The following is a 25,788-nucleotide window of genomic DNA, read 5'->3' as shown; positions in this document are numbered from 1 at the left end:
CAGTCCTTTTTACCTGTCAATGGTGGTTTTTCAGTCCGGCAGAAGTGCGAACCTGTTCAAGAATGGCGGTCCAGTCTTCCCGCCCACGGCCAGCGGCTCGTGCCTGGTTATAAACTTCCCTGGACGCCGCGCCGAGCGGCATAGGAACGTGCAGCTGGTTGGCGACATCCAGCGCGATGCCGAGATCTTTGTGGGCCAGGTCGATCATGAAGGCCGGGGAAAGATCGCCTTTCAGCACTTTGTTCGGCCACGAGGTGGTGAAGTGACCTTTACCTGCGGGTGTCCCGCTCATGACCTGTAGCGCGACATCGAAGGAGAGACCCAGCGCTTCACACAGCACGGCGGCTTCGGCTGACAGGGCATTCAGCGCAATGCTCATGTAGTTGTTAATCAACTTCACGCGGATCCCCATTCCTGGGCCGCCGGCGTTAATCAACTCATTCCCCATTGCCATCAGTACCGGTGTGGCGCGCTCGACCTGGTCCGGTGTGCCGCCCGCCAGCAACAGCAATGTACCGGCAACGGCGTGATCCGAGGTTCTCCCGACCGGGACATCCATCATGGCGAAGCCTTTAACGCGAAGGTCGGCGATCAGCTTGTCAGTCTGCAAGGGATGGATGGTTGACATATCGATCACCAGCGCTTGTGGGGAGAGGCGTTCGCAAACGCCTTTTTCGCCCAATAATACGCTGCGCACCAGATCGCCGTTGGGCAGCATAGTGATGACAAACTCAGCGCCTTCTGCGGCCTGTGCTGGAGAGCGGGCTGGTTGTGCCCCTTTTTCGACCAGACGTTGGACGGCATCGGGGTTAACGTCAAAAACGCTAAGTTGGTGACCCTGTTTGAGTAAGTTGCTCGCCATTGGGGCGCCCATCTGTCCTAATCCGATAAATGCGATGACTGCCATATCGTTCTCCTGAGACGGTGGTGTCATTTTTTGTCAATTATGACCGGTTGTTTCTGTCTGTTTTTGATCGTATTTGTAATTTATGGTCAAAAAATTGACAGCCGTCACTTTTTAAACATTTTGTGGAATTAAAATAATCTCATCCCGAAATGCTTAAGGAACGACCATGATTCGTATTGCTTGTGTAGGTATTACCGTGCTGGATCGCATCTATTACGTAGAAACGTTACCGGCTGTAGGCGGTAAATATGTGGCGCGTCGTTATACCGAGGTGGGCGGTGGACCAGCCGCCACTGCCGCAGTGGCAGCGGCGAAGTTAGGGGCACAGGTAAACTTTATTGGCCGTGTGGGCGATGACGACACCGGAAAACACCTGTTGGCGGAGCTGGAATCTCTGGGGGTCAATACCCGTTACACCCGGCGCTATGCGGGGGCAAAGTCGTCGCAATCGGCTATCATGGTTGATGCTCAAGGGGAGCGGATTATCGTCAATTTCCCGAGCCCCGATTTGCCGGCGGAGGCCGACTGGCTCAATGACATCGACTTTTCCCAGTGGGATATCGTACTGGCGGACGTTCGCTGGCATGAAGGGGCAAAGCAGGCCTTTACGCTGGCGCATCAGGCGGGCGTGGAGACGCTGCTGGATGGTGATGTGACGCCTCAGGACATCAGCGAGCTGGTGGCCTTAAGCGATCATGCTGTGTTTTCGGCCCCGGGTCTGGCGCGCCTGACGGGCATCAATGAGACCGCCAATGCGTTGAAACAATCACAAACGCTCACAAATGGACATGTCTACGTCACGCAAGGTAGTGAAGGGTGTGACTGGATAGAAAATGGCACGCTGCAACACCAGGCCGGTTTTGCAGTGGATGTGGTGGATACAACCGGGGCAGGCGACGTTTTCCACGGTGCGCTGGCATTCAGCCTCGCATCAGGAAGCGAACTGAAAGACGCGGTCAGGTTCGCCAGTGGGGTGGCGGCACTGAAGTGTACCCGACCAGGTGGGCGTGCGGGAATTCCTGACTGTGATCAAACCCGATCTTTTCTGTCACTTTTTGTATAAAATGCAGGGCAATGGTTTTTCGAGGAATTTTCATGAGTTTTACCGAACTGACCGGTAACCCACGGCATGATCAATTGCTATCGCTCGTTGGTGAGCGTGGGTATATGAACATTGACGAACTGGCGGGTTTACTGGATGTCTCTACGCAGACGGTGCGCCGTGATATCCGTAAATTAAGCGAACAGGGGCTGATTACCCGTCATCACGGTGGCGCTGGCCGCGCGTCCAGCGTGGTTAACACTGCCTTTGAGCAACGTGAAGTCTCGTGGACGCAAGAGAAAAAAGCCATCGCGGAAGCGGTGGCGGACTACATTCCAGATGGTTCAACGGTGTTCATCACCATTGGTACTACCGTAGAGCAAGTGGCGCGGGCGTTGTTGAACCACAATCATCTGCGCATCATCACCAACAGCCTTCGGGTTGCGCATATTCTCTATAACAATCCCCGTTTCGAAGTGATGGTCCCCGGTGGAACGCTGCGTCCACATAACAGCGGGATTATTGGCCCTTCTGCGACTGCGTTTGTCGCTGATTTCCGGGCGGACTACCTCGTCACCAGCGTCGGGGCGATTGAAAGCGATGGCGCGATGCTGGAATTTGACGTCAATGAGGCCAGTGTGGTGAAGACGATGATGGCTCACTCCCGCCATATTCTGCTTGCTGCCGATCATACGAAATACCACGCCTCGGCGGCGGTAGAAATTGGCAATGTTTCTGCGGTAACCGCGTTGTTTACTGATGAACTCCCTGGCCCGGCTCTGCATACGCTTCTTCAGACTCATCAGGTTGAAATCGTTCAGGTGAGCCCAGACCAGGATGATGGCGTTTCTTCGTAACAGACTCCTTTCAAAATAAACCGCCGTTCAGGCGGTTCTTATCACAAAAAATATAAATAGTTAAACGTCCTGGTATTATGTATAAAAATCCTAAAACTCGCATGAAGTATCAAATTGTGCTTTTAATGCGCATTGATTCGTAAGCTTTTTTTACCCTCGTTACGCACTCTTTTTATTCATTAAAAAAACACCCAGGAATAATATAAATAAATGGATGTCATTTTATTATTTTTGCTTTTTCGTCAGTTCAACCCCCGTTGACATAACCTTTGAATAACTGTATTAATCGCGCAAAAGGAAAGATTTATAATTTTAAGGTAAGTGAATCTTTAAGGTTTTAAAGATGAACGGACCCGCTTTGCCTTTTAATTAATTTTTACTGCGTCTTTTATGCTCTTATCCGAAAAAAGAGTAGTACGGAAAAGGTATTCCTATGAAAACACAAAAAATGAAATGCAAACCACCCTCACCGGGGAAATTGGCACTCTGTATCGCCAGTGCGCTGGCGCTCGGAGGATTTAGCGGGCAAGTCGCTGCGGCATGCGGTTACACCACCACTGCTCAACTCTTTTGCGATAACACCACAATCTATCACTACGGCAATCCACTTGGCGGGTCGGCAAGGGATTACAGTGGTTTTGATGAAGTGCGTATTGATACAACTTCAGAAGGTACTACTGCTGGCCTAACAGGTTGGGGTGTCTATATTGATAATATTGGTTATAAGTTCAAAAATCTGGTTATCAATACCACAGGCACTGCAGCAGATGGAATCCATTCTAAAAATGCTGGGGGCAAGCTGATTGCCGATAATATTTACATCACCGCAACAGGAAGTAGCGCTGATGGTATAAATATCGGTCGTGAACTCCAGGCGGATTATTCAATCGTTGAAGTCAATGGCGACGTGACCGTTGATGCTGAAAATGGAATGGGGTTACGTGCTAACGCATCGGCGAATAAAGACAATGCCCAGTCATCCATAATTATTCATGGGAATACGGATATTGTTACTCGTGGTCCCGGAAGCATGAATACAGGTTATGGTATTTATGCAGGTAGAGATCCTGCACAACTGACAGGAACGGCAAGAGGAAATGCGGATATTACGCTCAATGGCGCGACGTCAGTCACGACGTCAGGTCGAAATGCACATGCAGTGTATGTGGGGCGTAAAGGAACCATAAACCTAAATAACGTTGATTTAAAAACCTCTGGTGTCACTGCGCACGGCGTTTATGCGTCTTCATCTACTGAGTCCGCAACGGTGAACCTGGGTGGCGACACGAAAATTCAGGTAACTGACAGTGGCGCTTATGCCATTTACGCATATGGTTCGCAGGCCGTCATTCGTTCATGGGATTACGCTACCGATACGGCTGACTCAGGTGTGTACGACATTGAAGGCAATTTACGTGCTTATTATGGCGGCACCATGGATCTGCGTATGGAAGATGGAAGCCGCTTTGTAGGCAAAGCCGATTCCTCACAAGAGAATAGTAATGCAACCTACCACGGCTCGCTGGATTTGAGTATGAAGGGCGCCAGCAGCGAATGGACGATGACTGGAAATTCCGTGGTCTCTAATCTGACGCTGGATCAGGCGACGCTGCGCTACAGTCCTGACGGCGTGTCTCGCGATGATGCGGGAACCTTCAAAACATTGACTGTGATAGGAAACTACATCGGGACCAACGCGCTGTTAGTGCTGAATACCGTACTGGAAGGTGACGGTTCATTAACTGACATGCTGAAAGTGAATGGCGATACCTCCGGTAATACCAAAGTGGGGATCAACAACATTGGTGGTGTGGGTGAACTGACCGTCGATGGGATTAAAATTGTTGAGGTTGCCGGAAACTCTGACGGTACCTTTACCAAATCAGGGCGTATCGTCGCCGGTGCGTACGACTATGACGTGGTGAAAAAAGCCAGTGACTGGTATCTGACCAGCGAGCTGTCACCGGTGGATCCGCCGCCAGTGGAGCCGCCTCCGCCACCACCGACTGAGCCGGATCCCGATCCCGCGCAGCCAGACCCAACTGATCCTCCAGGACCGCCAGTATATCCGGGTCCCGTCGAGCACCAGTATCGCCCTGAATTCGGGAGTTATCTGGCGAACAACTATGCGGCCAATACGATGTTTATCACCCGTCTGCATGACCGTCTGGGTGAAACTCAGTATACCGATATGCTGACTGGCGAAGAAAAAGTCACCAGTATGTGGATGCGTAACGTAGGGGGCCATAATCGCTTTACTGACGGCAGCGGGCAGTTGAAAACCAACGCTAACCGTTATGTTTTGCAGTTAGGCGGCGACCTGGCGCAGTGGAGCAGCGACGGCCTCGATCGCTGGCATCTGGGTGCCATGGCGGGTTATGCCAACCAGAAAAGTAAAACCCGTAACAGTTACACTGGCTATTCGTCTCGTGGACAGGTAGATGGTTACAGCGTCGGTCTGTATGCCACCTGGTATGCCAATGAAGCGGATAAGACCGGGACCTATCTGGATAGCTGGGTACTGTATAACTGGTTTGATAACACCGTTAGTGGCGAACATCTGGCCAGCGAAAACTACAAATCCGATGGTATCACGGCGTCTGTTGAAGGCGGTTATAGCTTCCTGGTCGGGGAAAGTGAAAATAAAACCTACTGGATCCAACCGAAAGCGCAGGTTATCTGGATGGACGTGCAGGCCGATTCACACCGTGAGCACAACGGGACGGTGGTTAAAGACAAAACTGACGGCAACCTGATGACTCGCCTCGGCGTCCGTGCTTACCTGAAAGGTCATGCGGAGAAAGATACCGATAAAGGCCGTGATTTCCAGCCGTTCATTGAAGCGAACTGGATCCACAACACCAATAACCAGACCGTACAGATGGGCTCCATCAAGGATGACATCAGCGGGACACGTAACATTGGTGAGCTGAAAGTGGGTATTGAAGGGCAAATCAACCCGCGTCTGCAGGTGTGGGGTAACGTGGCGCAGCAAATGGGCGACAACAGCTACAGCGATACCTCTGCGATGCTCGGGGTGAAATACAGCTTCTAAGAAACCGAGAAATATCACACCAGAACAAGGCGATGCTCTCAGGGCATCGCCTTTTTTTCCTTCATCTTTCCCTGACGGGTACATAGTCAAAACGCCCCTTTCCCGCTACAGTTATTCATCCACGGCAAGTAAGGAGAAGGGACATGCTCTATATCTTTGATTTAGGTAATGTGATTGTCGATATCGACTTCAACCGCGTATTAGGTACCTGGAGCGATCTGAGCCGTGTGCCGCTGGCGTCGTTAAAGCAGAGCTTTACGATGGGTGAGGCCTTCCATCAGCACGAACGGGGAGAAATCACCGATGAAGCATTTGCCGAGGCCCTTTGTCATGAGATGGATCTGTCGCTGAGCTACGAACAGTTTTCCCATGGCTGGCAGGCCGTTTTTGTCGCGCTACGGCCTGAGGTTATCGATATCATGCAGAAACTGCGTGAGCAGGGGCATCGCGTGGTCGTCCTGTCGAACACCAACCGGCTGCATACGACGTTCTGGCCAGAGGAATATCCAGAAATTCGCCAGGCGGCGGACCATATTTATTTGTCGCAGGATCTGGGGATGCGCAAGCCGGAGACACGGATTTATCAGCATGTGTTACAGCAAGAGGGTTTTTCAGCGAGCGACACGGTCTTTTTTGACGACAACATCGATAATATAGAAGGGGCCAACCAGTTGGGGATAACCAGCATTCTGGTGACCGATAAAACCGTCATTCCTGAGTATTTCGCGAAGTTGTTATGCTAAAAACCGTGCATCAAAAAGCCAGGCATCATACCCGACCGATCTGGGCCTGGCTGAAGCTCCTCTGGAAGCGCATTGATGAGGACAATATGACGACCCTGGCAGGGAATCTTGCCTACGTCTCGTTGCTCTCATTAGTGCCGCTGATCGCCGTTGTATTTGCGCTTTTCGCCGCTTTTCCGATGTTTTCCGATGTCAGCGTCCAGTTGCGACACTTTATTTTTGCCAACTTTATCCCGGCAACGGGCGATGTGATTCAACGTTACATTGAGCAGTTTGTCGCCAACTCCAACAAAATGACGGCGGTGGGGGCCTGCGGATTAATCGTCACCGCGCTGCTGTTGATGTATGCCATTGATAGCGCGCTAAATACTATCTGGCGCAGCACGCGCACGCGGCCAAAAGTGTACTCCTTTGCCGTGTACTGGATGATTTTGACGCTGGGACCATTACTGGCAGGGGCCAGTCTGGCGATCAGTTCCTATCTTCTCTCATTACGCTGGGCCAGCGATCTCAATACCGTGATTGATGATGTGCTGCGTCTCTTCCCGCTGATCCTCTCCTGGCTCTCATTCTGGCTCCTCTACAGCGTGGTGCCGACCACGCGCGTACCGAATCGGGATGCGATTGTCGGCGCCTTTGTCGCTGCGGTCCTGTTCGAGGCCGGAAAGAAAGGTTTCGCGCTTTATATCACCATGTTCCCGTCATATCAGCTTATTTACGGCGTGTTAGCGGTGGTACCCATTTTGTTTGTCTGGGTGTACTGGACGTGGTGTATCGTCTTGCTTGGTGCGGAAATAACTGTCACTCTCGGGGAATACCGCAAACTCAAACAAGCCGCAGAACAAGAAGAAGCAGACCAACCATGATTGCATTAATTCAGCGCGTAACCCGTGCCAGCGTCACCGTGGAGGACGAAGTGACGGGTGAAATTGGCTCAGGACTTTTAGTGTTGTTGGGTGTCGAAAAGGATGACGACGAGCAGAAAGCGAATCGCCTGTGTGAACGTGTGCTCGGCTACCGTATTTTTAGCGATGCCGAAGGCAAAATGAACCTGAACGTGCAACAGGCGGGCGGGAGTGTGCTGGTGGTTTCACAATTTACGCTGGCGGCGGATACCGAACGCGGCATGCGTCCGGGGTTCTCTAAAGGGGCGACGCCGGAGCGGGCGGAGGCCCTGTACGATTATTTCGTCGAACGCTGCCGCCAGCAGGAAATGAACACGCAGACCGGTCGCTTCGCTGCGGATATGCAGGTTGCGCTGGTGAATGACGGCCCCGTGACGTTCTGGTTACAGGTATGAATCAGCTTCCGGCGTGGCCGCGGGTTACAAGAGAGAGTACCGCTATGTATCACCTTCGAGTACCGCAAACAGAAGAAGAATTAGAGCGTTACTATCAGTTTCGCTGGGAAATGCTGCGCAAGCCGCTGCATCAACCGAAGGGTTCCGAGCGTGATGCCTGGGACGCAATGGCGCACCACCAGATGGTGGTCGATGAAGAGGGCAATCTGGTTGCCGTCGGGCGGTTGTACATCAATGCCGATAATGAGGCTTCCATCCGTTTCATGGCTGTCGATCCCACCGTGCAGGAAAAGGGGCTGGGAACGCTGATGGCAATGACGCTGGAGTCCGTCGCACGTCAGGAAGGGGTCAAACGAGTGACCTGTAGCGCACGGGAAGACGCTGTCGAATTCTTCGCCAAACTGGGTTTTGTCAATCAGGGCGAAATCACCACGCCGCAAACTACGCCGGTTCGCCACTTTTTGATGATCAAACCGATTGCCTCGCTCGATGACATTTTGCATCGCGGCGACTGGTGCGGACAGCTACAGCAGGCGTGGTATGAGCACATCCCGCTGAGCGAGAAGATGGGTGTACGTATTCAGCAGTACACCGGGCAAAAATTTATTACCACCATGCCGGAGACGGGCAATCAAAATCCGCACCACACGCTGTTTGCCGGGAGCCTGTTTTCGCTGGCTACGCTGACCGGCTGGGGGCTTATCTGGCTGATGTTGCGTGAGCGCCATCTTGGGGGCACGATCATTCTCGCTGACGCCCATATCCGCTATAGCAAACCTATCAGCGGCAGACCCGCCGCGGTTGCCGATCTCGGCTCGTTGAGCGGCGATCTTGACCGTCTGGCGCGTGGGAAAAAGGCGCGGGTTCAACTGCAGGTAGAGCTGCTGGGCAATGACACACCGGGCGCTATTTTTGAAGGTATTTACATCGTCCTGCCCGCCAAACCGTTTGGTCCCTATGAAGAAGGCGGAAACGAGGAAGAGTAGGGGGAACTCCCTTCTCTATTCTTCGCTAACGGACGGGATAGTCACGCGCCAGGCGATATCCTGCATTGCGCTGCGCGCCGCATGGCTGACGCCAGCTAGCTGGAAAAAACCATGAATCACGCCGAGGTAGCGCTGGCAGGTGCAGTCGACGTGTTGGGTCGTCAGTCGCTCATACAAAAGTTCGCCTTCGTCGCACAGCGGATCAAATTCAGCGGTGATGATGTGCGTAGGCGGTAAGCCGCTGAGATCATCTCGCCAGAGCGGGCTGGCTTCGGGATGCTGGCGATCGGTATGGGGCATATACATCTCATACCCGGTTAGCAATGTGTCACGGGTAATGAGGTAGTCCAGACCGTTGCGGGTATAGCTCTCACATTTCGCGGTCGCGTCGAGCATCGGGTAGATCAGCATCAATTGTGCGGGCAGCCATTGCTTTGCTGCCTTCAGGCGCAATGCTGTCACCAGCGCCAGGTGTCCGCCCGCACTGTCCCCGGCAAGCGTGATGTGCTGGCGTTCAACGCCAAGCTGTTCCGCATATTGCCAGATCAGGTTGGCCCCTTTTTCAGCATCGTCATGCGCCGCAGGAAACGTGTGTTCTGGTGCGAGGCGGTATTGTACGGCAATCACCCGGCAACCGCTGGTATACGCCAGTTGTCGCAACTGATTATCATGCGTGGCAAATCCGCCGCTCACGAAACAGCCGCCGTGGTAGTAAATAACGCAGGGCAGAGCACCCGAAGCATGGCGCGGTGATACGACGCGCAGCGTCATCCCCTCCAGTTCAACATCGCTGACCTCTACGCGCATTTCGGTCTTTCCGGCCAGCGCGGTACTGGCGATATAGCCTGCTCTCCGGTCATCAATATGTTGCCGACGAACAGAAGGACGTCCCGCCGCGATAAATTCCTCGACCCGTTGTGCAATCCCGTTTTCAAGCGCCATTTTCTTAATCCCTGAAATATGTATGAATATACAGTGTTATAACCTGGTTTTTCATGAAAGAGAATGGTGGATTTAGGGCAGAGTAAAATTCTGGAAAGCGCCTCGCAAAAGGAAAAGTCACTACGGAGATCGCTTTTTTTCTGCTTGCTGACGGTGTATGTTGTTTGAAAATTATTCGCCAATGATATACTGGAGGTATATGTGAGCATAATGGCTGGAATGGACATGGGCAGAATATTACTCGACTTATCCGATGAGGTGATCAAGCGCCTTGACGATCTCAAGCAGCAGCGCAACCTGCCGCGTGCGGAGTTGTTGCGCGAAGCGGTTGAACAGTACCTTGAAAGGCAGGGCCAGGCTGAAACCACGATTTCCAATGCGCTGGGGCTCTGGCAGGGCTGTGAGGAAGACGGCGTTGAGTATCAGAGGACGCTACGCGAGGAATGGTAATGCAAAAGGGACCCGTGCTGTTCGATACCAATATCCTGATTGATTTATTCAGCGGGCACCAGGAAGCACAGCATGTACTGGAAGCGTATCCGCCGCAGAATGCCATCAGCCTGGTTACCTGGATGGAAGTAATGGTGGGGGCAAAAAAATACCATCAGGAATATCGTACACGTGTGGCGTTGAGTGCGTTCAACATCATCGGCGTTTCACAGGAAATTGCTGAGCGAAGCGTGAATCTCAGGCAGGAATATGGGATGAAACTTCCGGACGCGATCATTCTGGCTACCGCGCAGATTCATCGGTTTGCGCTTGTGACGCGCAACACCAGAGATTTCGCGGGGATACCTGGCGTCATTACGCCTTATCAGTTGCAGGCCGGACGATAAGCACCGTCCGGCATCACCTGTTGAAGGCGTTTACTCCCCTTCTCCCGGGAACAGGAACGGGTTGATGGAACTGCGGGCGAAGCCTTCTTGCTCCATGCGCGCGTCCAGTACCAGCGACGCGAGGTCGTCGGCGACGGCTTCCACTTTCGGGTCTTTTTCCTGATAGAGGATCTTCAGGTAGGTTCCACAGTCACCGCAGCTTTCGGCTTTGATTGCCGCCTGCTCATTGTCCAGTGACCAGTAGTGCAGATCGCGGCTTTGCTCGCAGTTGCTGCATTTAACACGAACCACATGCCACTCGGTTTCACAAAGGTTGCAGTGCAGATAGCGCAGTCCCTGGGTGGTGCCAATTTGCACCATGCTGGAGACCGGCATCGAGCCGCACACCGGGCAGTACTGACGTTGTTCGCCGTATTCCGCGCGGGCTTTACCCGGGATAAGGCTGGCCATTTGCGCCCAGTACAGCGACAGCGCGGCCCAGATGAACGGGGCCTTATCGCTGCTGACCGCGGCGAAATCGGAGGCAAACAGAGCGCTGGCCATCTGTTCCAGTTCCTGTTCGGAGGCTTTTTCCAGATTTTCGATCACCGCCAGCGCCGGGCCGCTCATCTCCGGTTTCAGTTCGGCGATCAGCGAGTGCAGCAGTTTCTGCCAGTGCTTATCGCGTGGCAGAACGTGGATATCCAGCGGCGGCTTACCCTGATCGTTGGCTTCTTTGATGCGTGCAGTGAGATCCATCTGCAACGGATGGTCATACAGCACCACTTCCTGGGCATGGGCGATCAGCGCGGCAAAGCGCAGGTAATCTCCCAGCGGGTTATTCTCAGCCAGTTCGCGCAGACGCTCGGCGCGACGGTTATACAGATTTTTGAGCCGGGGGAATAATAACGGTGGAATCATATCCGTCGCGCGTTTCTCGCTCTTTTCCAGCTCATCTTGCGGGATGATACGAATGCTCATTCAGTCACTTCCTGGTTAGGCAGATTTAGCTAGGTGTAATCCGCTCTGTGAATTGGCGGGCATTTCGCGCCCGCGCTGGTGAATGTCATTAATGATAACCGCAATCGGCCTGCGGGTTATAGCGGTGACATCGCAATGTGTGCGTTACGATACCTGATATCGATACCCCAGACCATGCACCGTTCGGATTAGCTGCGGCTGATTGGCATCCTGTTCGATGACTTTGCGGAGCCGGGAAATGTGCTGATCCAGCGTACGGCTATTGGGCAAATAGTCGTACCCCCACGCCGCATCGAACAACATATCGCGCGTAACCACCTGATTTTTATGACGCTCAAGACAGCTTAAAATGCGAACTTCCCGCAGCGTCAGCTCCAGCTTTTGCTCGCCGCGCCAGGCGCACAGTTCATTCGGGAACACCGTCAGGTCGCCAAAAGCAAAACTGAGGTTAGGCTGCGTGGCGCTATGGTTTAAACAACGACGGGCGATGGTTTTTATCCGCGCCCGCAGTTCATGAATACCAAACGGTTTGCTGATGTAGTCATCTGCACCCAGTTCCAGCCCCACGACACGGTCGATCTCCTCATCTTTGGCGGAGAGAAACACGATGGGAATGCGTTCGTTCTGGCGGCGAATTTCCCGGCAGACGGTATAGCCATCCATTTCGGGCATCATGATGTCTAACAGCACAAAGTCCGGTTTGTCGCGATGATAACTCTCCAGCGCCGCGCGCCCGTTCGGTGCTGCTATGATCGAATAACCCTCGCGCGACAGTGCATCCACCAGACCCTGGCGGATGTTTGCATCATCTTCGGCAATCAGTATCTTCATATTCTCATCCCTGCGGCAGCGTAAGGGTAAAGCGGACGCCTGGCTCTTGCGCCGTTACCTGAATCTTGCCGTGCAGGCGTTGCGCCAGTTGGCAAGCGATGGTGAGCCCAATACCGGTACCTGAAACACCCTCGGTAATGGAGGATTTGACCCGATAAAACGGGCGGAAGATCAAGGACATCTCATTTTCCGCAATACCGGGACCATAGTCGCGAACGGCGATCTCCACGTTTTCCGCAACGTGTTCAACGGTCAGATCCACGCGCTGGCCCTGCGAAGCGTATTTTTCGGCATTACTGAGAAAGTTGCTGACAATTTGCGTGATCACGTCGCGATCGCTGTGCAATATCAGATTCTCAGGGCAGGACATGTGAATCGTCATGCCTTTAGCCTGCAACGCAGGCGTAAAGATCTGCGTAATTTCTGTCATCAGACGGCGGAGATTGACTGGCTGAAGATGCAGTTTCGGTGCGCGCGTAAAGGTCAGGATATTCTGGATAAGCCGTGATAACCGCTGGCCTTCCTGAGTGATCACATCCACATAGCGTCGCTCATGCGTTTGTTCATCATCCAGCCCTTCGCGCAGCAGTTCGGCATAGAGCGTGATGTTGGTCAGCGGTGTTTTCAGTTCGTGTGACACCTGGCTGACAAAATCGACCTGCTGGCGCGCCTGACGCGCCGCGCGGGTATATTCCCGCCACAGCGAGACGCCCAACAGTGCGACGGCGAGAAGCAGCAGGACGATTAATGCGCCGCCCCACAGCCAGATATGCCAGAGCGGTGCGTTGACGCCGTAAGCGCTGACCTGCCACGTTGTGAGTGGATACGCCAGCGTGCGGGAGTCCAGTAAAGTGAGCCGCCGCAGATCCGCCTGCGCGTTCTGATAAAGCTGACGGCCGTTTTCCGTCACCCTGACAATCTGCTGCGGATCCCCCGGGTTCACCTGTATGCCGTTCGCCATATCCATCATCAGCTGTACCCAGGAGAGGCGAAAGCCGATGATCGCCCCCTCTTTCTGCCGCCAGTAGATCAACAGCGGTTCCGGAGTCTCAAAACTAATAAACCAGCCGGCCTGCGGCGTGTCCTGCTCGCTTTGCGTCATATGACTGGCAAGTTGGCTGGGATCGTTGACCAGCGGGCTGAGCAGGCGTACCCACTCTTTATCCTTGTTGCTCAACGGCTGACGCTCATCGGGGTAAAGGAGATGATTTTTCCGCAGCATAAAGACGTCGGCAATGTCGCTGTCGTTCTCTTTAAGCGCGCTGAGGGTGGCGACCTCTGCGGGGTCGATAAAATCGCCAATCGCATGCAGGCGGGAGGCTTTTTGCTGCAGAATATTTTCGATCCCCCTGGCGACGCTGGCGGTTTGCGATTTCGCCAGGGTTTGGGTCTGGTACTGACGCAACAAGACTTCATGTTCCAGAGTGCGAACGCCCAGGTAAGCAAGCAGAATAAAAAACATCAATGTAATGACGAGATAAATCGGCTTACGTCTGAACATCCAGCACTCCTTGTGGATCAGTTCGATTTCGAACTCTGGTTTTTGGTTTTATAACTCTGTTCTTTCAGCGACTTGCGCGACGCTTCTTTGCTTTCGCTTTCCATCCTGTCCAGCAACTTAAGATTTTCCTCTGCGCTCGCCTGTGCCTTCATTCTGGCGGCCGGTGCGCTAAGCGGTAACGCGCTGAGTGTACTGGAGTTTTCGCGCAGGATCGCTTTCGCCTCGTCCATTTTGCCTTCATCGATGAGCTGTAACGCCTGCTCATTCTGAATGGCGGATTTCTGAATGGCGGAATCGACGATCACATCCTCCACCTGCGCTTTCTGAACCTCGTTGGCTGAGGCGGTATAGCTGACGGCCATCTTGTCATCCCAACGCTCTTTCTGCCCGGTGGCGAGGTTGTTATAGCTGACGTTGACCTCAGCGAGCGGCTTGCTTTGTGCGGCCTGGCCTTTCGCCGGCAGCACTTCCAGCATGACATATTTCTCCTGATTGGCGTAAAGCTGGTTCAGTTTAACGGTCACCGTGTTGTCGCGGATTTCACCTTCACGCCCCAGCAGGCGAAGTGGCTTAACGTTGTCGGCGACGTTAATTTGCACCACCACATCCTGAGCGACGACGGACATGACATCGCCAAATTCATGGGCAAATGCCTTCTCCAGGGCATCGGTGTTTTGTACAAACACGTGGTTGCCATCGCTGTACTGGGCAATCGCCGCCATCAGATCTTCATTGTAGCCTTCGCCAATACCCATCGTCGTGATGGCAATCCCTTTGCGGGCGGCAATCTTACCCAGTTCTGCCAGCTCGCTGGTGGAGGAAGGGCCGATGTTCGCCTGACCATCAGACAGCAGGATGATGCGGTTAACATGGGCCTTATCGAGGAATTTACTGTTTTCTTTGATACCGCGGCTAACACCGGCAAACAGGGCAGTACCGCCGCGTGCGGTCAGTCGTTCACGGATTTGGCTGATAAGTTTCGCTTTATTGTCGACTTTGGCCGCCGGCACAATGACATCCACGACGTCGTCGTAAATCACCACCGAGAGCGTGTCCTGGGCGCTTAAAGTGTTCACCGCCATTACGGCAGCTTCTGTGGCTTCTTCGATACGCTCGCCGCCCATAGAGCCGGAGCGGTCAATCACCAGCGCGAGGTTGATCGGGCTGCGTTTGGTTGCATGCAGCGGGAAACCCGTCAGTGACACTTTGAGGTAGTTTTTGTCCTGGCTGTTTTCCAGCACCAGAGGGGAAGCCAGTTCGGATTTAATCGTCACTTTCGGCGCGGGCGGTTGTGCCGCCGTTGTTGTCGCAAGCAGTCCCATTGCCAGGGCTGCGAAGAGGTGTTTGAGATTCACGGTACGTCTCCTTGTCTTAAGAATCGACTCCATTCTTATGCGACTGTAACGTCGGTTGGTCTGTAATCTGTATAAAGTTGTCAAAAAGTTGTCAAAACGGCCTGTCAGGCCAAAAATATCCCTTAAAAAAACGCCGGAAACTCAGTCTCCGGCGTTATCTTATCGGTTCACGAACAGCCTTTGCTTACGACTGGGTCTTATCCTGCTTTTCGCGAACTTCACGGTACCAGCGCGGGTGATGCTTCTTCGCCCAGGAGCGGGTTACCCAGCCCTCTACCATCGCGGTAATAGTACCTTTTACCCACAGCGCGGCGTAAATATGCACCATGATAACCACAATCAGCGCGACGGCGGCAAATGAATGCAGCATTAACGCGAAGCGGATCACCGGAATGGAGAACGCTGGCGCAAAGTACGGACGCCAGATGATCACACCGCTCACCAGCAGCAGCATCAGGAAGATAATCGCCGCCCAGAACACGCATTTCTGGCCGAAGTTATACCGCCCGGTGTCACCCACCTCTTCGTTGACGACAATCTTGCGAATGTTCTTCGCCCAAAAAATGTCATCCCGGTTAATCAGGTTGTGGTGCCAGTAACGGAAGAACATGATGATGAACGAGGCAAACATGATGACGCCCACAAACGGGTGCAGAATACGCGCCAGTTGCGGTGTGCCCATGATTTGCATCAGCCAGTTGAAGGACGGGAAGAAAAAGCCCAGTCCGCTCACCGCCGCCAGCACGAAGCAGAAGGCGGTGACCCAGTGGTTGATGCGTTCCGGCGCGGTGTAGCGCACGATGGTGTCACGTCTTTTCATTTGCGCACCTCATCGTCTTTCTCTTCATGCAGGTTGTTCTCTTCCTCATCCGCACGGTTTGGACCGACACCGACGTAGTGGAAGATGCTGGCCGCAAAGGTCGCGGCAAAGCCGACCGCTGCAAGAGGCTTCCAGATCCCTTTCCAGAATTTCACGGTGGCGCTGATTTCCGGGTTCTCCGGCAGACCGTGGTACAGATTCGGTTTGTCGGCATGGTGCAACACATACATCACGTGCGTCCCACCTACGCCCGCCGGATCGTACAGGCCAGCATTGTCGTAACCACGGGTTTTCAGTTCTGCCACACGCTCGCCAGCCAACGTTTTCATGTCCTCTTTGGAACCAAAGTGGATAGCACCCGTTGGGCAGGTTTTCACGCAGGCCGGTTCCTGGCCGACGGTCACGCGGTCAACGCACAGCGTACATTTATAGACGCGGTTGTCTTCCGGGTTGAGTCGCGGCACGTCGAACGGGCAACCGGCGATGCAGTAACCACAGCCGATGCACTGCTCGGACTGGAAGTCGACAATCCCGTTGGCATACTGAATGATAGCGCCTTCTGCCGGACACGCCTTCAGGCAGCCCGGATCGGCGCAGTGCATACAGCCATCCTTACGGATCAGCCATTCCAGTTTGTCGTTCTGCTCCACTTCCGAGAAACGCATCACGGTCCAGGATTTAGCGGTTAAATCCGCCGGGTTATCATAGACCCCGACGTTGCTGCCGATCTCATCACGGATGTCGTTCCACTCTGAACAGGCCACCTGACAGGCTTTACAGCCGATGCAGGTGGTGACGTCAATGAGCTTCGCCACTTCTTCCTGGAAGTCCCGCGCCTGAGGCGCGGGGGTGAGACCGTTAGTCGCGGAACGACGGATAATGTCTTGCGATTGATAAGCCATAAGTCGTCTCCGTTACACCTTTTCCACGTTCACCAGGAAGGACTTAAATTCCGGCGTTTGTGAGTTGGCATCGCCCACCGATGGCGTCAGGGTGTTCGCAATAAACCCTTTCTTCGCCACACCTTCATAGCCCCAGTGAATCGGAATACCGATAGTATCGATATCCTTACCGTCTGCCTTCAGCGTGCGAATACGCTTAGTCACCACTGCTTTGGCTTTGATATAGCCGCGGTTAGAGGAGACTTTAACAGTGTCGCCATGGGCGATACCGAGCTTGTTCGCCAGCGTCTCGCCGATCTCCACAAATTGTTCCGGCTGCGCGATAGCGTTAAGCAGCGCATGCTTGGTCCAGTAGTGGAAGTGCTCGGTCAGACGGTAAGTGGTTCCGACGTACGGGAACTTATCGGCTTTACCCAGCGCTTCGGCGTCGCCCTTAAAGATACGGGCGGCAGGGTTGGAGATCACGTTCGGGTGCAGCGGGTTGGTACCCAGCGGCGTTTCAAACGGTTCGTAGTGTTCCGGGAATGGACCTTCCGCCATCTTGTCGAGAGCGAACAGACGTCCCATCCCTTCCGGTTGCATGATGAACGGCCCGACGTCGCTGCCTGGCGCGGCGGCGCTGTAGTCCGGAATGTCCATCCCGCTCCATTTTGCGCCGTCCCATTTCAGGATCTGGCGCTTTGGATCCCACGGATTACCCTGCGGGTCAGCGGAAGCACGGTTGTACAGGATGCGGCGGTTCAACGGCCATGCCCATGCCCAGCCCAGCGTATTGCCCAGACCGGACGGATCGGCGTTATCGCGACGCGCCATCTGGTTGCCTTCCGGCGTCCAGCTACCGGCGAAAATCCAGCAGCCACTGGAGGTGGTGCCGTCGTCACGCAACTGAGCAAACGAGCTGAGCTGTTGGCCTTTCTTGACGATCACTGCGCCCGTTGCCGGGTCGATGAGATCGGCCAGCGCTTTCCCGTTACTCTCCATCGCCACTTCTTCCGATGCCGGTTCATGTGGGGTGGAGTAGTTCCAGGTCATGCTCAGCACCTGTTCCGGGTTGGCACCGCTCTGCTCAGCATACATTTTGCGCAGGCGCAGGAAGATACCGGCCAGGATTTCGCCGTCGGTGACCGCGATCCCCGGGGCGTCTGCGCCTTTCCAGTGCCACTGCAGCCAGCGACCGGAGTTCACGATCGAGCCGTTCTCTTCGGCGAAGCAGGTGGACGGCAGGCGGAACACTTCGGTCTGGATTTTCGACGGATCCACATCGTTCGACTCACCGTGGTTTTGCCAGAAGGTGGAAGTCTCGGTGTTGAGCGGATCGATCGTCACCAGGAACTTCAGTTTGGACAGTGATGCGATCGTCTTGTTTTTGTTCGGGAATGAGGCAACCGGGTTGAAGCCCTGGCAGATATAGCCATTGACCTTACCCTCTTTCATCATCTCGAAGTACTGCAGCACGTCGTACCCTTTGTCCCACTTCGGCAAGAAGTCAAAGCCCCAGCTATTTTCCGCTGTCGCTTTATCGCCGTAGAAGGCCTTCATCAACGAGACGAAGAATTTCGGGTAGTTGCCCCAGTAGTTGACCTGGTCTTTCAACAGCGGTTTTGGCGTGTTCGCGGCCAGATACGTTTGCAGGTCCGGCTGTTTTTCATTCGGTAGCGTCAGGTAACCCGGCAGGCTTTGTGACAGCAGGCCTAAGTCTGTCAGCCCCTGAATGTTGGAGTGGCCGCGCAGGGCATTAACGCCGCCGCCTGCCATCCCCATGTTGCCAAGCAGCAACTGGATCATCGCCATGGTACGAATGTTCTGCGAACCGATGGAGTGCTGTGTCCAGCCGAGGGCATACAGGAACGATGCGGTTTTGTCTTTCGCGCTGGTTTCCGCAATGTACTCGCAGACTTTCAGGAAGTCGGCTTTTGGCGTACCGCAGATATTTTCCACCACGTCCGGCGTGTAGCGGGAGACGTGCTGTTTCAGCAGGTTCCAGACGCAGCGCGGGTGTTGCAGGGTGGTATCGCGTTTGGCAAAGCCCTCTTCGTCCAGCTCATAGTTCCAACTGGTCTTGTCGTACTTGCGTTGATCCGCGTTATAGCCAGTGAACAGGCCATCTTCGAAGCCGAAATCTTCACGCACGATCAGGCTGGCGTTGGTGTAGGCCTCGGTGTATTCGCGGTTATATTTTTCGTTCGTCAGCAGGTACAGCATCACGCCTGACAAGAAGGCAATGTCAGTACCAGAACGGATTGGGGCATAGAAATCGGCCACCGACGCCGTACGCGTGAAACGCGGATCGATCACAATCAGCTTCGCGCCGTTGTGAATCTTCGCTTCCATCGCCCAGCGGAACCCGACCGGGTGTGCTTCAGCGGCGTTACCGCCCATCACCACGACGAGGTTGGCGTTCTTAATGTCGACCCAGTGGTTGGTCATCGCACCGCGACCAAATGTTGGAGCAAGACTTGCTACCGTTGGTCCGTGTCAGACACGCGCCTGGTTGTCGACCGCGAGCATACCGAGCGCGCGGGTGAATTTTTGCGTTAAAAAGCCGGTTTCGTTACTGGACGCGGAAGCACACAGCATCCCGGTAGACAGCCAGCGGTTAACGGTAACGCCTTCAGCGTTTTGCGCAATGTAGTTGGCATCGCGGTCTTCTTTCATCAGTTTCGCGATGCGGTCAAATGCCTCATCCCAACTGATTTGTTGCCATTTATCCGAGCCTGGCGCGCGGTATTCCGGGAATTTGAGGCGACTTTCGGAGTGGATGAAGTCCACCAGACCGGCCCCTTTCGGGCAGAGCGCACCACGGTTGACCGGATGGTCCGGGTCACCTTCGATATGGAAGATTGACGCTTTGGCGTTTTTTGCACCGTCGCCGAGGCTGTACATCAACAGCCCACAACCAACGGAACAGTAAGTGCAGGTATTACGGGTTTCGCGGGTGCGCAGCAGTTTATATTGCCGGGTTTCCGCGAGCGCTACGCCGGGCGCGAAGCCCAGTGCTGCCGCCGTGGTGCCTGCCATACCGCCAGCGCAGATCTTAAAGAACTGCCTTCTGCTGACCTGCATGGTTTGCTCCTTTTTCGACATTGTCACATCCCTTTCACATTCATGTTGGTGAGCGCTCAGGGTGTGGTTGTTATTTTTCTTTGCGGACGGGACCGCAAAGGTCCAGAATTGGGTTAATTCCCCCCATCCAGGAGGGGCTTGCGACAGAATACCACAATGTTGGTACGTGTGTTCTTATACGGTTAAAAGAAAGTGAATAAGATACATCCAAAAGAAGTCGGAAATGTGATTAATGTCACGAGCTCTCGCCAGGTTAACCTTTGGAAGCGTGAGGATTTGCATCACCCTCAGCCGGATGAGGTCGCTGAAGAGGTGCCCGTGGCGCTGGTTTATAACGGCATTTCTCATGTTGTCATGATGGCCTCGCCGAAGGATCTGGAACATTTTGCAGTCGGTTTTTCCTTGTCTGAGGGGATCATTGACAGCCCGCGCGAGATCTATGGCATGGATGTGGTTCCCTCCTGTAATGGACTTGAAGTCCAGATCGAGCTTTCCAGTCGCCGTTTTATGGGGCTGAAAGAACGCCGTCGCGCGTTGGCCGGACGCACCGGCTGTGGCGTGTGCGGGGTTGAGCAGCTCAATGACATCGGTAAACCGGTGCAGCCGCTGCCGTTCACCCAGACTTTTAACCTCTCCAGACTTGATCACGCATTAAGACATCTGAAAGATTTTCAGCCTGTGGGGCAGCTCACCGGGTGTACGCACGCTGCGGCGTGGGTGATGCCATCGGGTGAACTGGCGGGCGGACATGAAGATGTCGGTCGGCATGTTGCGCTGGATAAACTGCTGGGGCGCCGTGCCGCCGAAGGCGAAAGCTGGATGCCGGGAGCGGCGCTGGTTTCCAGTCGCGCAAGCTATGAGATGGTGCAGAAGTCTGCGATGTGCGGCGTTGAGATTCTGTTTGCGGTCTCTGCTGCCACCACGCTGGCGGTGGAAGTCGCTGAGCGCTGCAATCTGACGCTGGTGGGGTTCTGTAAGCCAGGCAGGGCGACCATTTATACTCATCCGCAGCGTTTAATCGCTGAGTGATTTTGGTTCAATTAATTTGAATGAGACGGGCAAATCCTTCCGCTTTTAGTTGTCTGAGTAACGGCCTATTATTTATCACATCAAGGCACGGTGCCTTACTTAAACAACTAAGTTAAAGGGTTTATATCATGAAAAGCATCAAAACTTTTGTCGCAGTTATCGCTCTCGCTACCTCTTTCGGTTCTTTTGCTGCCCAGTCTGTGACCGCGACCGGTTCTACTCTGGAAAGTGCTGAAGCAAAAATCGCCGCTCAGGCTGAACAGGCTGGTGCAAGCTCCTATAAAATCACTCAGGCTTACACCGGTAACCGCGTGCACATGACGGCGGAACTGCTGAAATAAGTTCATCTCCATTGTCGAAAGAGCGCCCTTGAGGCGCTTTTTTTGTGTCTGTCATTATTGTTTTAACAACGACATAAACGCGTCATATCCCGTTAACTCACAAATGGTTTCGGCGGGATGCTGACACAGCACGCTGGCCAGATAGCTGAAGATTTTTAATTCGTGACGTGCGTCAGCGGCAGCGCAAGCAATCAGTACATGGCTGACCGGTTCATTATTGACCTGTACGGGATGCGCCAGAGTAATAAAGAACCCGCGAAAGTGACGCTTCTGTTCGCTCCAGCAGTGGGGGATCGCCAGATGATTGATAATCAGGTTTTCGCCTTCATCTTCGCGGGCGCATATCCGCAGTGCTTCATCACGGGTGATATGTTCCTGCGCCACGAGTTTGTCGCAAATCTGATGGGTAATGTGATGCCAGGTTTCGTCGGCGAGATTCATATAGTGAAAGCTGCCCGGCTCAGAGAAGAAGCGCTCCGGTTGCTGACGAATAAACGCCGTGGCAAGAAAATTTTTGATTTGTTCGGACCCGACTGCGGAAATAATATTTTTAATAGTCAGGACATTTTTTAATGAGTCATCCAATAAATAGTGGCTGTTATTGACGATCAACAGGGGATCAACTTCTTGTCTTATCGCGTACACATCACTGGGAGTGCGTGCAATGATCACCCGACAATTCAATACATCACGTTCAATAGCCTGCTGATTTATGGTGGCAATCGCATTTTGATCGGATAATAAAATGATGGGTTGACGCTCATTTTGGTGCCGCTCCAGCGCACAGGCGAAATAGAGCCCGATCAGATCACTGTCAAACAGCGGAATTTCTAACTGTTCACGCAGTAGCGCAATGAAGCGCAGGCTCATGTCAAATGCAGCGGGCCAGGCCGCTTTCAGGTTATTCATGCTGCTCTGGCGATGTTCCGGTACCCAAACGGGGGCCGAAACGCATCTCAGCAGGTGACCCGTGATATTTTCAACCAGTTGCGTATCGATAAGGTTCAAATTGGCGACGCCAGGTACGCGTTGTAGTAAAGCAATCACGGTATCGGCAGACAAAGTCATGGCCTGTTGTTGCTGTTTATCCAGCAGTCCGTGCAGCGTTTTTAACGCGTTCTCGCCAAGATAGATCCCGCCCTGTTCTACGGCATTTTTTAACACTGTATGCCGACATTCAGGCCATGTGCCCGAGAGTTGATTACGCAGTGCATAGACCGCCAGCACCAGACTGGCGAGGTATTCACCCGACGTCAGTGGGAACTCAGCAAGAAGATGTTCACATGCGCTGGTAAGTCGTTCGACAGTGTCTCGCGTCACGCCGGGGAGAGGAATTAACAGCGGGTCTTTTTTGAGCAGATTCGCCAGCAGGACAATCCGTTTTTCTTCTGGTTCATCAACGAAATGGCCCACACCGAGGCGGCTGGAAAGACAAAATGCACGCTCATAGCGTTGCTTCAGTCGCGACAGACGGTCTGCGACCCAGGTTTCCGGCAAATTAAGCGAAGAAGCCAGTTGTACGCGGGGGGTAAAGGTATTGAGCAGCAGAAGTGCCAGCAAACGATCGTCGTTATCATGGCGTTGTAAAAGCTGAAAAAAGCTGCGCCGGTCGATAATGTCCAGTTGGTAACCCGCACTGCCACCAGGCTGAATGCGCGCTTTCCCGCTGAGGGTAAAATTGATGTAATCAATATCGCGCAGGATTGTTCTACCTGAAACGCCAGTTTGCCGCGCCAGCTCGCTGAGTGAGTTAGGCCGTTGTTCAAGAAGGTCGACAAGCGTTAACTGGCGTTCACTGAGCATCAGATCACCCGGCGAAAGTCGGTGAAAGTTTTGATCTGCTCTGCCGTCAATGAAGTCAGCAGCTCACGGACTAACGTAAACAATGCATCATAATCTTTTGCAGAAATCATGCCGCTATTGGCATGCAGATAGCGGGTGGGCAAACAGAGTGCTGCGACGGGGCGCCCGCCACCCATCACATTGTAGCGTCCACCGTCTGTTGCTCCGGTTTTCATGGTACAGAACTGTAAAGGGGCGCCACTGTTTTCTGCACTCGTCCTTAATGCAGCGACCAGCTGTTGATTTGGGAAATAACGTTTATCAAACAGCATGAGCCCTGGACCTTCACCCAGTTTCAATGGGTATTTGGTGTTGTCGATTCCAGGGACATCACCAGCAACAGCAGTATCCAGGACGATAACCACGTCGGGCCTGATGTGTTCTGCTGAGGTTTGCGCGCCGCGCAGCCCCACCTCTTCCTCCACACTGCCCACGCCATAGAGGGTGATATTCGGATTATCGACGGACTGCAAAAGTTCTGCCATCAGGGCGCAGCCGACACGATTATCCAGTGCTTTGCCGACGATTTTGTCGTCGCCCCAGCAGGCAAAGTTCGCCTCTGGGCTAATGAAGTCACCGATCGCAATACCGCGCCTTTCTACCTCTTCGCGGCTGCTTGCGCCAATATCAATGAACATTTCGTCAAATGTCAGTGGTTGCTGTTTCTGTTTTTCGGTGAGGGCATGCGGTGCAACGGAACCGATAACACCAGGGATTTTAAATCTCTTGCGTGTACAAATAGTGACCCGGTAGTTCAGCATCGACTGACTCCACCAACTCCCAATTGTCGTAAAACGCAGAAAACCGCTATCGTCGATATGTGTGACCATAAAGCCGACTTCATCCATATGACCGACGACTGCCACCTTTGGCCCACAATGACCTTTACGAGCAACAAAACTGCCGAGGCCGTCAAACGTCATTTCATCCACGCAGGATTCCAGCTCATTGATGAGAATTGCACGCACTTCTTGTTCATCGCCACTGACCGCGCTGGCTTCGCATAATTGCTGAAGTAACTTAATGTTCATGTTCATGTTCATGTTCCTGTTGCGCGGTCTTGCGTCTCAGCCACAGCCCTTTCAGGATGATAATCAACGCAATGTTCAGTGCGAGGCCAATAGCCAGCACCAGGTAAAAGGAGCCTACCGGCGACATCAGGCCAATCAGCGGATCAAAAATACCTAATCCCGGCGCGAGGCGTTTGATTCCGAAAGCGATCACCAGCATTCCGGTAATACCACCGGAGAGTGTATTGGCGGTAATCATTGGCAGCGGTGCGGCCAGGGCATAAGGAATTGCGGGTTCGGTGGCGACAGTGGCGCCGACCACAATCGCGCTGCTCGCGGCGGCCTTCTCCTGTGAGGTAAACAGTTTGGGTGTCAGATACGTGGCAATGCCTACCGCGACGGGAGGCATTAGCGCCACTACGCCGACGATGGCGTACCAGTCATAGATATGTTTTTCCAGCAGTGAGAAGCAGAAAAACCATGCGGTTTTGTTGATGGGCCCACCCATATCAAATGCCAGCATCGCGCCAACGAGGAAGGCGGCGCCCATTTTCATGGACGGGGGGATCGTGTTCAGGAAGTGCAGCAGGCCGCTCATCAGATCCGACATCACCGGACCAATAACGTAATACGTCAGCACGCCAAACACCAGCAAAGTGGCGAATGGGATTAGCATCGAGCCAAGCAACGGCTGGAGCGCTTTGCCGAGACGGACTTTGCGAAACCACAGCACGAAATAGCCGATTGCCAAACCCAGTACCACCGCGCCGAGAAAACCAGCACCAGACTGGGTGCCGAGCAATCCTTTGTCGTTAGCCAGATAGCAGACCAGAAACGCCGGGGCAAATGCGGGTTTGTCGGCAATCGACCACGCGATATACGCCCCCATAATGGGGATCATAAAGGTGAAGCCCAGATAGCCGATGGATTCGATAATCCAGGTAAATGACGGCGCACCCTTCGACATATCGGTATACGGCAAGCCGAACTGCACCAGCATATTCGCGATGGCGACCAGGATACCGCCACCGATCACAAACGGGAGCGCAGCGGAAACCCCCGCCATCAGGTGGCTCATTACACTGCCTTGCTGGACATCCTGTTTACCGAGTTTAACGCTACTATCTGCGGTAAACATCTGCGAATGAGAAGGCAACTGTGTGAAAATCTGGTCGATATTTTTTAGCGCCTGGGAAATGGCGATCTCATAGACTTTTTTCCCGGCAAATCGCGCCCGATCGTCACCACTTAAGCCACGCCCGGTGGCTAAAATCACGTAATCGGCGGCGGCAATGTCATCCTGCGTCAGGCGGTTTTCTACACCACTTGCCCCCTGGGTTTCGATTTTAATCGTATGACCGAGCGAGCGTGCTTTTTGCTCAAGCGCTTCGGCCACCATATAAGTGTGGGCGATGCCGGCAGGACAGTTGGTGATTGCTACTAAACGTAAGGATGACTCCATAGCC

The 25,788-nt window shown here is 53.7% G+C and carries 23 protein-coding genes; 11 read left to right on the top strand and 12 right to left on the bottom strand.

Translation table 11 applies throughout. The features are described from left to right. Positions 1-16: 16 nt before the first annotated feature. The gene (yihU, locus tag OGW13_RS06540) at positions 17-907 is read right to left on the bottom strand and encodes a sulfolactaldehyde 3-reductase (RefSeq protein ID WP_042998855.1); all 891 of its coding nucleotides are present in this window, start codon (positions 905-907) and stop codon (positions 17-19) included. Positions 908-1,073: 166 nt separating this feature from the next. Here yihU and OGW13_RS06535 point away from each other — a divergent pair, with 166 nt between their 5' ends. From OGW13_RS06535 to fabY, 7 genes are all read left to right on the top strand, one after another. Next, positions 1,074-1,970, top strand: coding sequence for a sugar kinase (locus OGW13_RS06535; RefSeq protein ID WP_044265147.1), 897 nt, complete (start codon positions 1,074-1,076; stop codon positions 1,968-1,970). Between the two features lie 32 nt (positions 1,971-2,002). Further along, positions 2,003-2,806, top strand: a complete 804-nt coding sequence (locus OGW13_RS06530) for a DeoR/GlpR family DNA-binding transcription regulator (protein WP_044265149.1) — start codon at positions 2,003-2,005, stop codon at positions 2,804-2,806. A gap of 433 nt (positions 2,807-3,239) precedes the next feature. Further along, positions 3,240-5,861: an autotransporter outer membrane beta-barrel domain-containing protein gene (locus tag OGW13_RS06525; RefSeq protein WP_200016097.1), complete on the top strand. Its 2,622-nt coding sequence runs from the start codon at positions 3,240-3,242 to the stop codon at positions 5,859-5,861. 143 nt (positions 5,862-6,004) lie between these two features. Beyond that, complete coding sequence (gene yihX, locus OGW13_RS06520) at positions 6,005-6,604, top strand: glucose-1-phosphatase (protein ID WP_044265152.1); 600 nt, start codon at positions 6,005-6,007, stop codon at positions 6,602-6,604. Further along, the gene (locus OGW13_RS06515) at positions 6,598-7,470 is read left to right on the top strand and encodes a virulence factor BrkB family protein (RefSeq protein ID WP_044257165.1); all 873 of its coding nucleotides are present in this window, start codon (positions 6,598-6,600) and stop codon (positions 7,468-7,470) included. The genes yihX and OGW13_RS06515 overlap by 7 nt, the downstream gene beginning before the upstream one ends. Continuing rightward, complete coding sequence (gene dtd / locus OGW13_RS06510; protein ID WP_061075714.1) at positions 7,467-7,904, top strand: D-aminoacyl-tRNA deacylase; 438 nt, start codon at positions 7,467-7,469, stop codon at positions 7,902-7,904. The genes OGW13_RS06515 and dtd overlap by 4 nt, the downstream gene beginning before the upstream one ends. A gap of 44 nt (positions 7,905-7,948) precedes the next feature. After that, entirely contained in the window at positions 7,949-8,890 is a 942-nt protein-coding gene (gene fabY / locus OGW13_RS06505; RefSeq protein ID WP_042998862.1) for a fatty acid biosynthesis protein FabY, read from the top strand. Positions 8,891-8,905: 15 nt separating this feature from the next. Here fabY and OGW13_RS06500 read toward each other — a convergent pair whose 3' ends face one another. Then, positions 8,906-9,832 (bottom strand): alpha/beta hydrolase, encoded by a 927-nt coding sequence (locus OGW13_RS06500; RefSeq protein WP_287115822.1) that lies wholly within the window; start codon positions 9,830-9,832, stop codon positions 8,906-8,908. 207 nt (positions 9,833-10,039) lie between these two features. On the opposite strand from OGW13_RS06500, the gene OGW13_RS06495 reads away from it, so the two are divergent. Together OGW13_RS06495 and OGW13_RS06490 are read left to right on the top strand one after the other, a co-directional pair. After that, a complete protein-coding gene (locus OGW13_RS06495) occupies positions 10,040-10,282 on the top strand; it encodes a ribbon-helix-helix domain-containing protein (protein ID WP_161215612.1) in 243 nt (80 codons plus the stop codon). Then, a complete protein-coding gene (locus tag OGW13_RS06490; protein WP_044328134.1) occupies positions 10,282-10,668 on the top strand; it encodes a type II toxin-antitoxin system VapC family toxin in 387 nt (128 codons plus the stop codon). Before OGW13_RS06495 ends, OGW13_RS06490 begins: the two co-directional genes overlap by 1 nt. A 30-nt stretch (positions 10,669-10,698) precedes the next feature. Here OGW13_RS06490 and fdhE read toward each other — a convergent pair whose 3' ends face one another. The 7 genes from fdhE to fdnG all read right to left on the bottom strand — a co-directional run bounded on the left by fdhE (position 10,699) and on the right by fdnG (position 20,100). Further along, positions 10,699-11,628, bottom strand: a complete 930-nt coding sequence (fdhE, locus tag OGW13_RS06485; RefSeq protein ID WP_042998866.1) for a formate dehydrogenase accessory protein FdhE — start codon at positions 11,626-11,628, stop codon at positions 10,699-10,701. A 144-nt stretch (positions 11,629-11,772) separates the two neighbouring features. Next, positions 11,773-12,459, bottom strand: a complete 687-nt coding sequence (locus OGW13_RS06480; RefSeq protein WP_287115821.1) for a response regulator transcription factor — start codon at positions 12,457-12,459, stop codon at positions 11,773-11,775. A 4-nt stretch (positions 12,460-12,463) separates the two neighbouring features. Continuing rightward, the gene (locus OGW13_RS06475; protein WP_109739661.1) at positions 12,464-13,960 is read right to left on the bottom strand and encodes a sensor histidine kinase; all 1,497 of its coding nucleotides are present in this window, start codon (positions 13,958-13,960) and stop codon (positions 12,464-12,466) included. 17 nt (positions 13,961-13,977) lie between these two features. Next, a complete protein-coding gene (locus tag OGW13_RS06470; protein ID WP_287115820.1) occupies positions 13,978-15,315 on the bottom strand; it encodes a vWA domain-containing protein in 1,338 nt (445 codons plus the stop codon). A gap of 184 nt (positions 15,316-15,499) precedes the next feature. Next, positions 15,500-16,135 (bottom strand): formate dehydrogenase cytochrome b556 subunit, encoded by a 636-nt coding sequence (gene fdoI / locus OGW13_RS06465; RefSeq protein WP_061069452.1) that lies wholly within the window; start codon positions 16,133-16,135, stop codon positions 15,500-15,502. Further along, positions 16,132-17,037 (bottom strand): formate dehydrogenase O subunit beta, encoded by a 906-nt coding sequence (fdoH, locus tag OGW13_RS06460; RefSeq protein WP_042998870.1) that lies wholly within the window; start codon positions 17,035-17,037, stop codon positions 16,132-16,134. The genes fdoI and fdoH overlap by 4 nt, the downstream gene beginning before the upstream one ends. A gap of 12 nt (positions 17,038-17,049) precedes the next feature. Continuing rightward, entirely contained in the window at positions 17,050-20,100 is a 3,051-nt protein-coding gene (gene fdnG, locus OGW13_RS06455) for a formate dehydrogenase-N subunit alpha (RefSeq protein ID WP_080721738.1), read from the bottom strand. A gap of 192 nt (positions 20,101-20,292) precedes the next feature. Between fdnG and fdhD the strand changes: the two genes are divergently transcribed. Both fdhD and OGW13_RS06445 read left to right on the top strand, forming a co-directional pair. Continuing rightward, entirely contained in the window at positions 20,293-21,129 is an 837-nt protein-coding gene (fdhD, locus tag OGW13_RS06450; protein WP_187251526.1) for a formate dehydrogenase accessory sulfurtransferase FdhD, read from the top strand. A 128-nt stretch (positions 21,130-21,257) separates the two neighbouring features. Beyond that, positions 21,258-21,470, top strand: a complete 213-nt coding sequence (locus OGW13_RS06445; protein WP_042998873.1) for a YdgH/BhsA/McbA family protein — start codon at positions 21,258-21,260, stop codon at positions 21,468-21,470. A 54-nt stretch (positions 21,471-21,524) separates the two neighbouring features. Here OGW13_RS06445 and OGW13_RS06440 read toward each other — a convergent pair whose 3' ends face one another. From OGW13_RS06440 to OGW13_RS06430, 3 genes are read right to left on the bottom strand one after another with little or no spacing between them, the layout of a single operon-like run. Further along, positions 21,525-23,273 carry a putative frv operon regulatory protein gene (locus tag OGW13_RS06440; protein ID WP_287115819.1) on the bottom strand — a complete coding sequence of 583 codons (1,749 nt, stop codon included), beginning with the start codon at positions 23,271-23,273 and terminating at the stop codon, positions 21,525-21,527. Further along, complete coding sequence (locus OGW13_RS06435) at positions 23,273-24,343, bottom strand: aminopeptidase (protein ID WP_287115826.1); 1,071 nt, start codon at positions 24,341-24,343, stop codon at positions 23,273-23,275. Before OGW13_RS06435 ends, OGW13_RS06440 begins: the two co-directional genes overlap by 1 nt. After that, on the bottom strand, positions 24,333-25,784 hold the full coding sequence (locus tag OGW13_RS06430) for a PTS fructose-like transporter subunit IIBC (protein ID WP_287115818.1): 1,452 nt from the start codon (positions 25,782-25,784) through the stop codon (positions 24,333-24,335). The genes OGW13_RS06435 and OGW13_RS06430 overlap by 11 nt, the downstream gene beginning before the upstream one ends. Positions 25,785-25,788 lie beyond the last annotated feature (4 nt).

The sequence above is a fragment of the Citrobacter sp. Ca225 genome, assembly GCF_030337175.1.
GTDB lineage: Bacteria > Pseudomonadota > Gammaproteobacteria > Enterobacterales > Enterobacteriaceae > Citrobacter_A > Citrobacter_A amalonaticus.
This window is presented reverse-complemented; position numbering and strand designations above follow the sequence as displayed.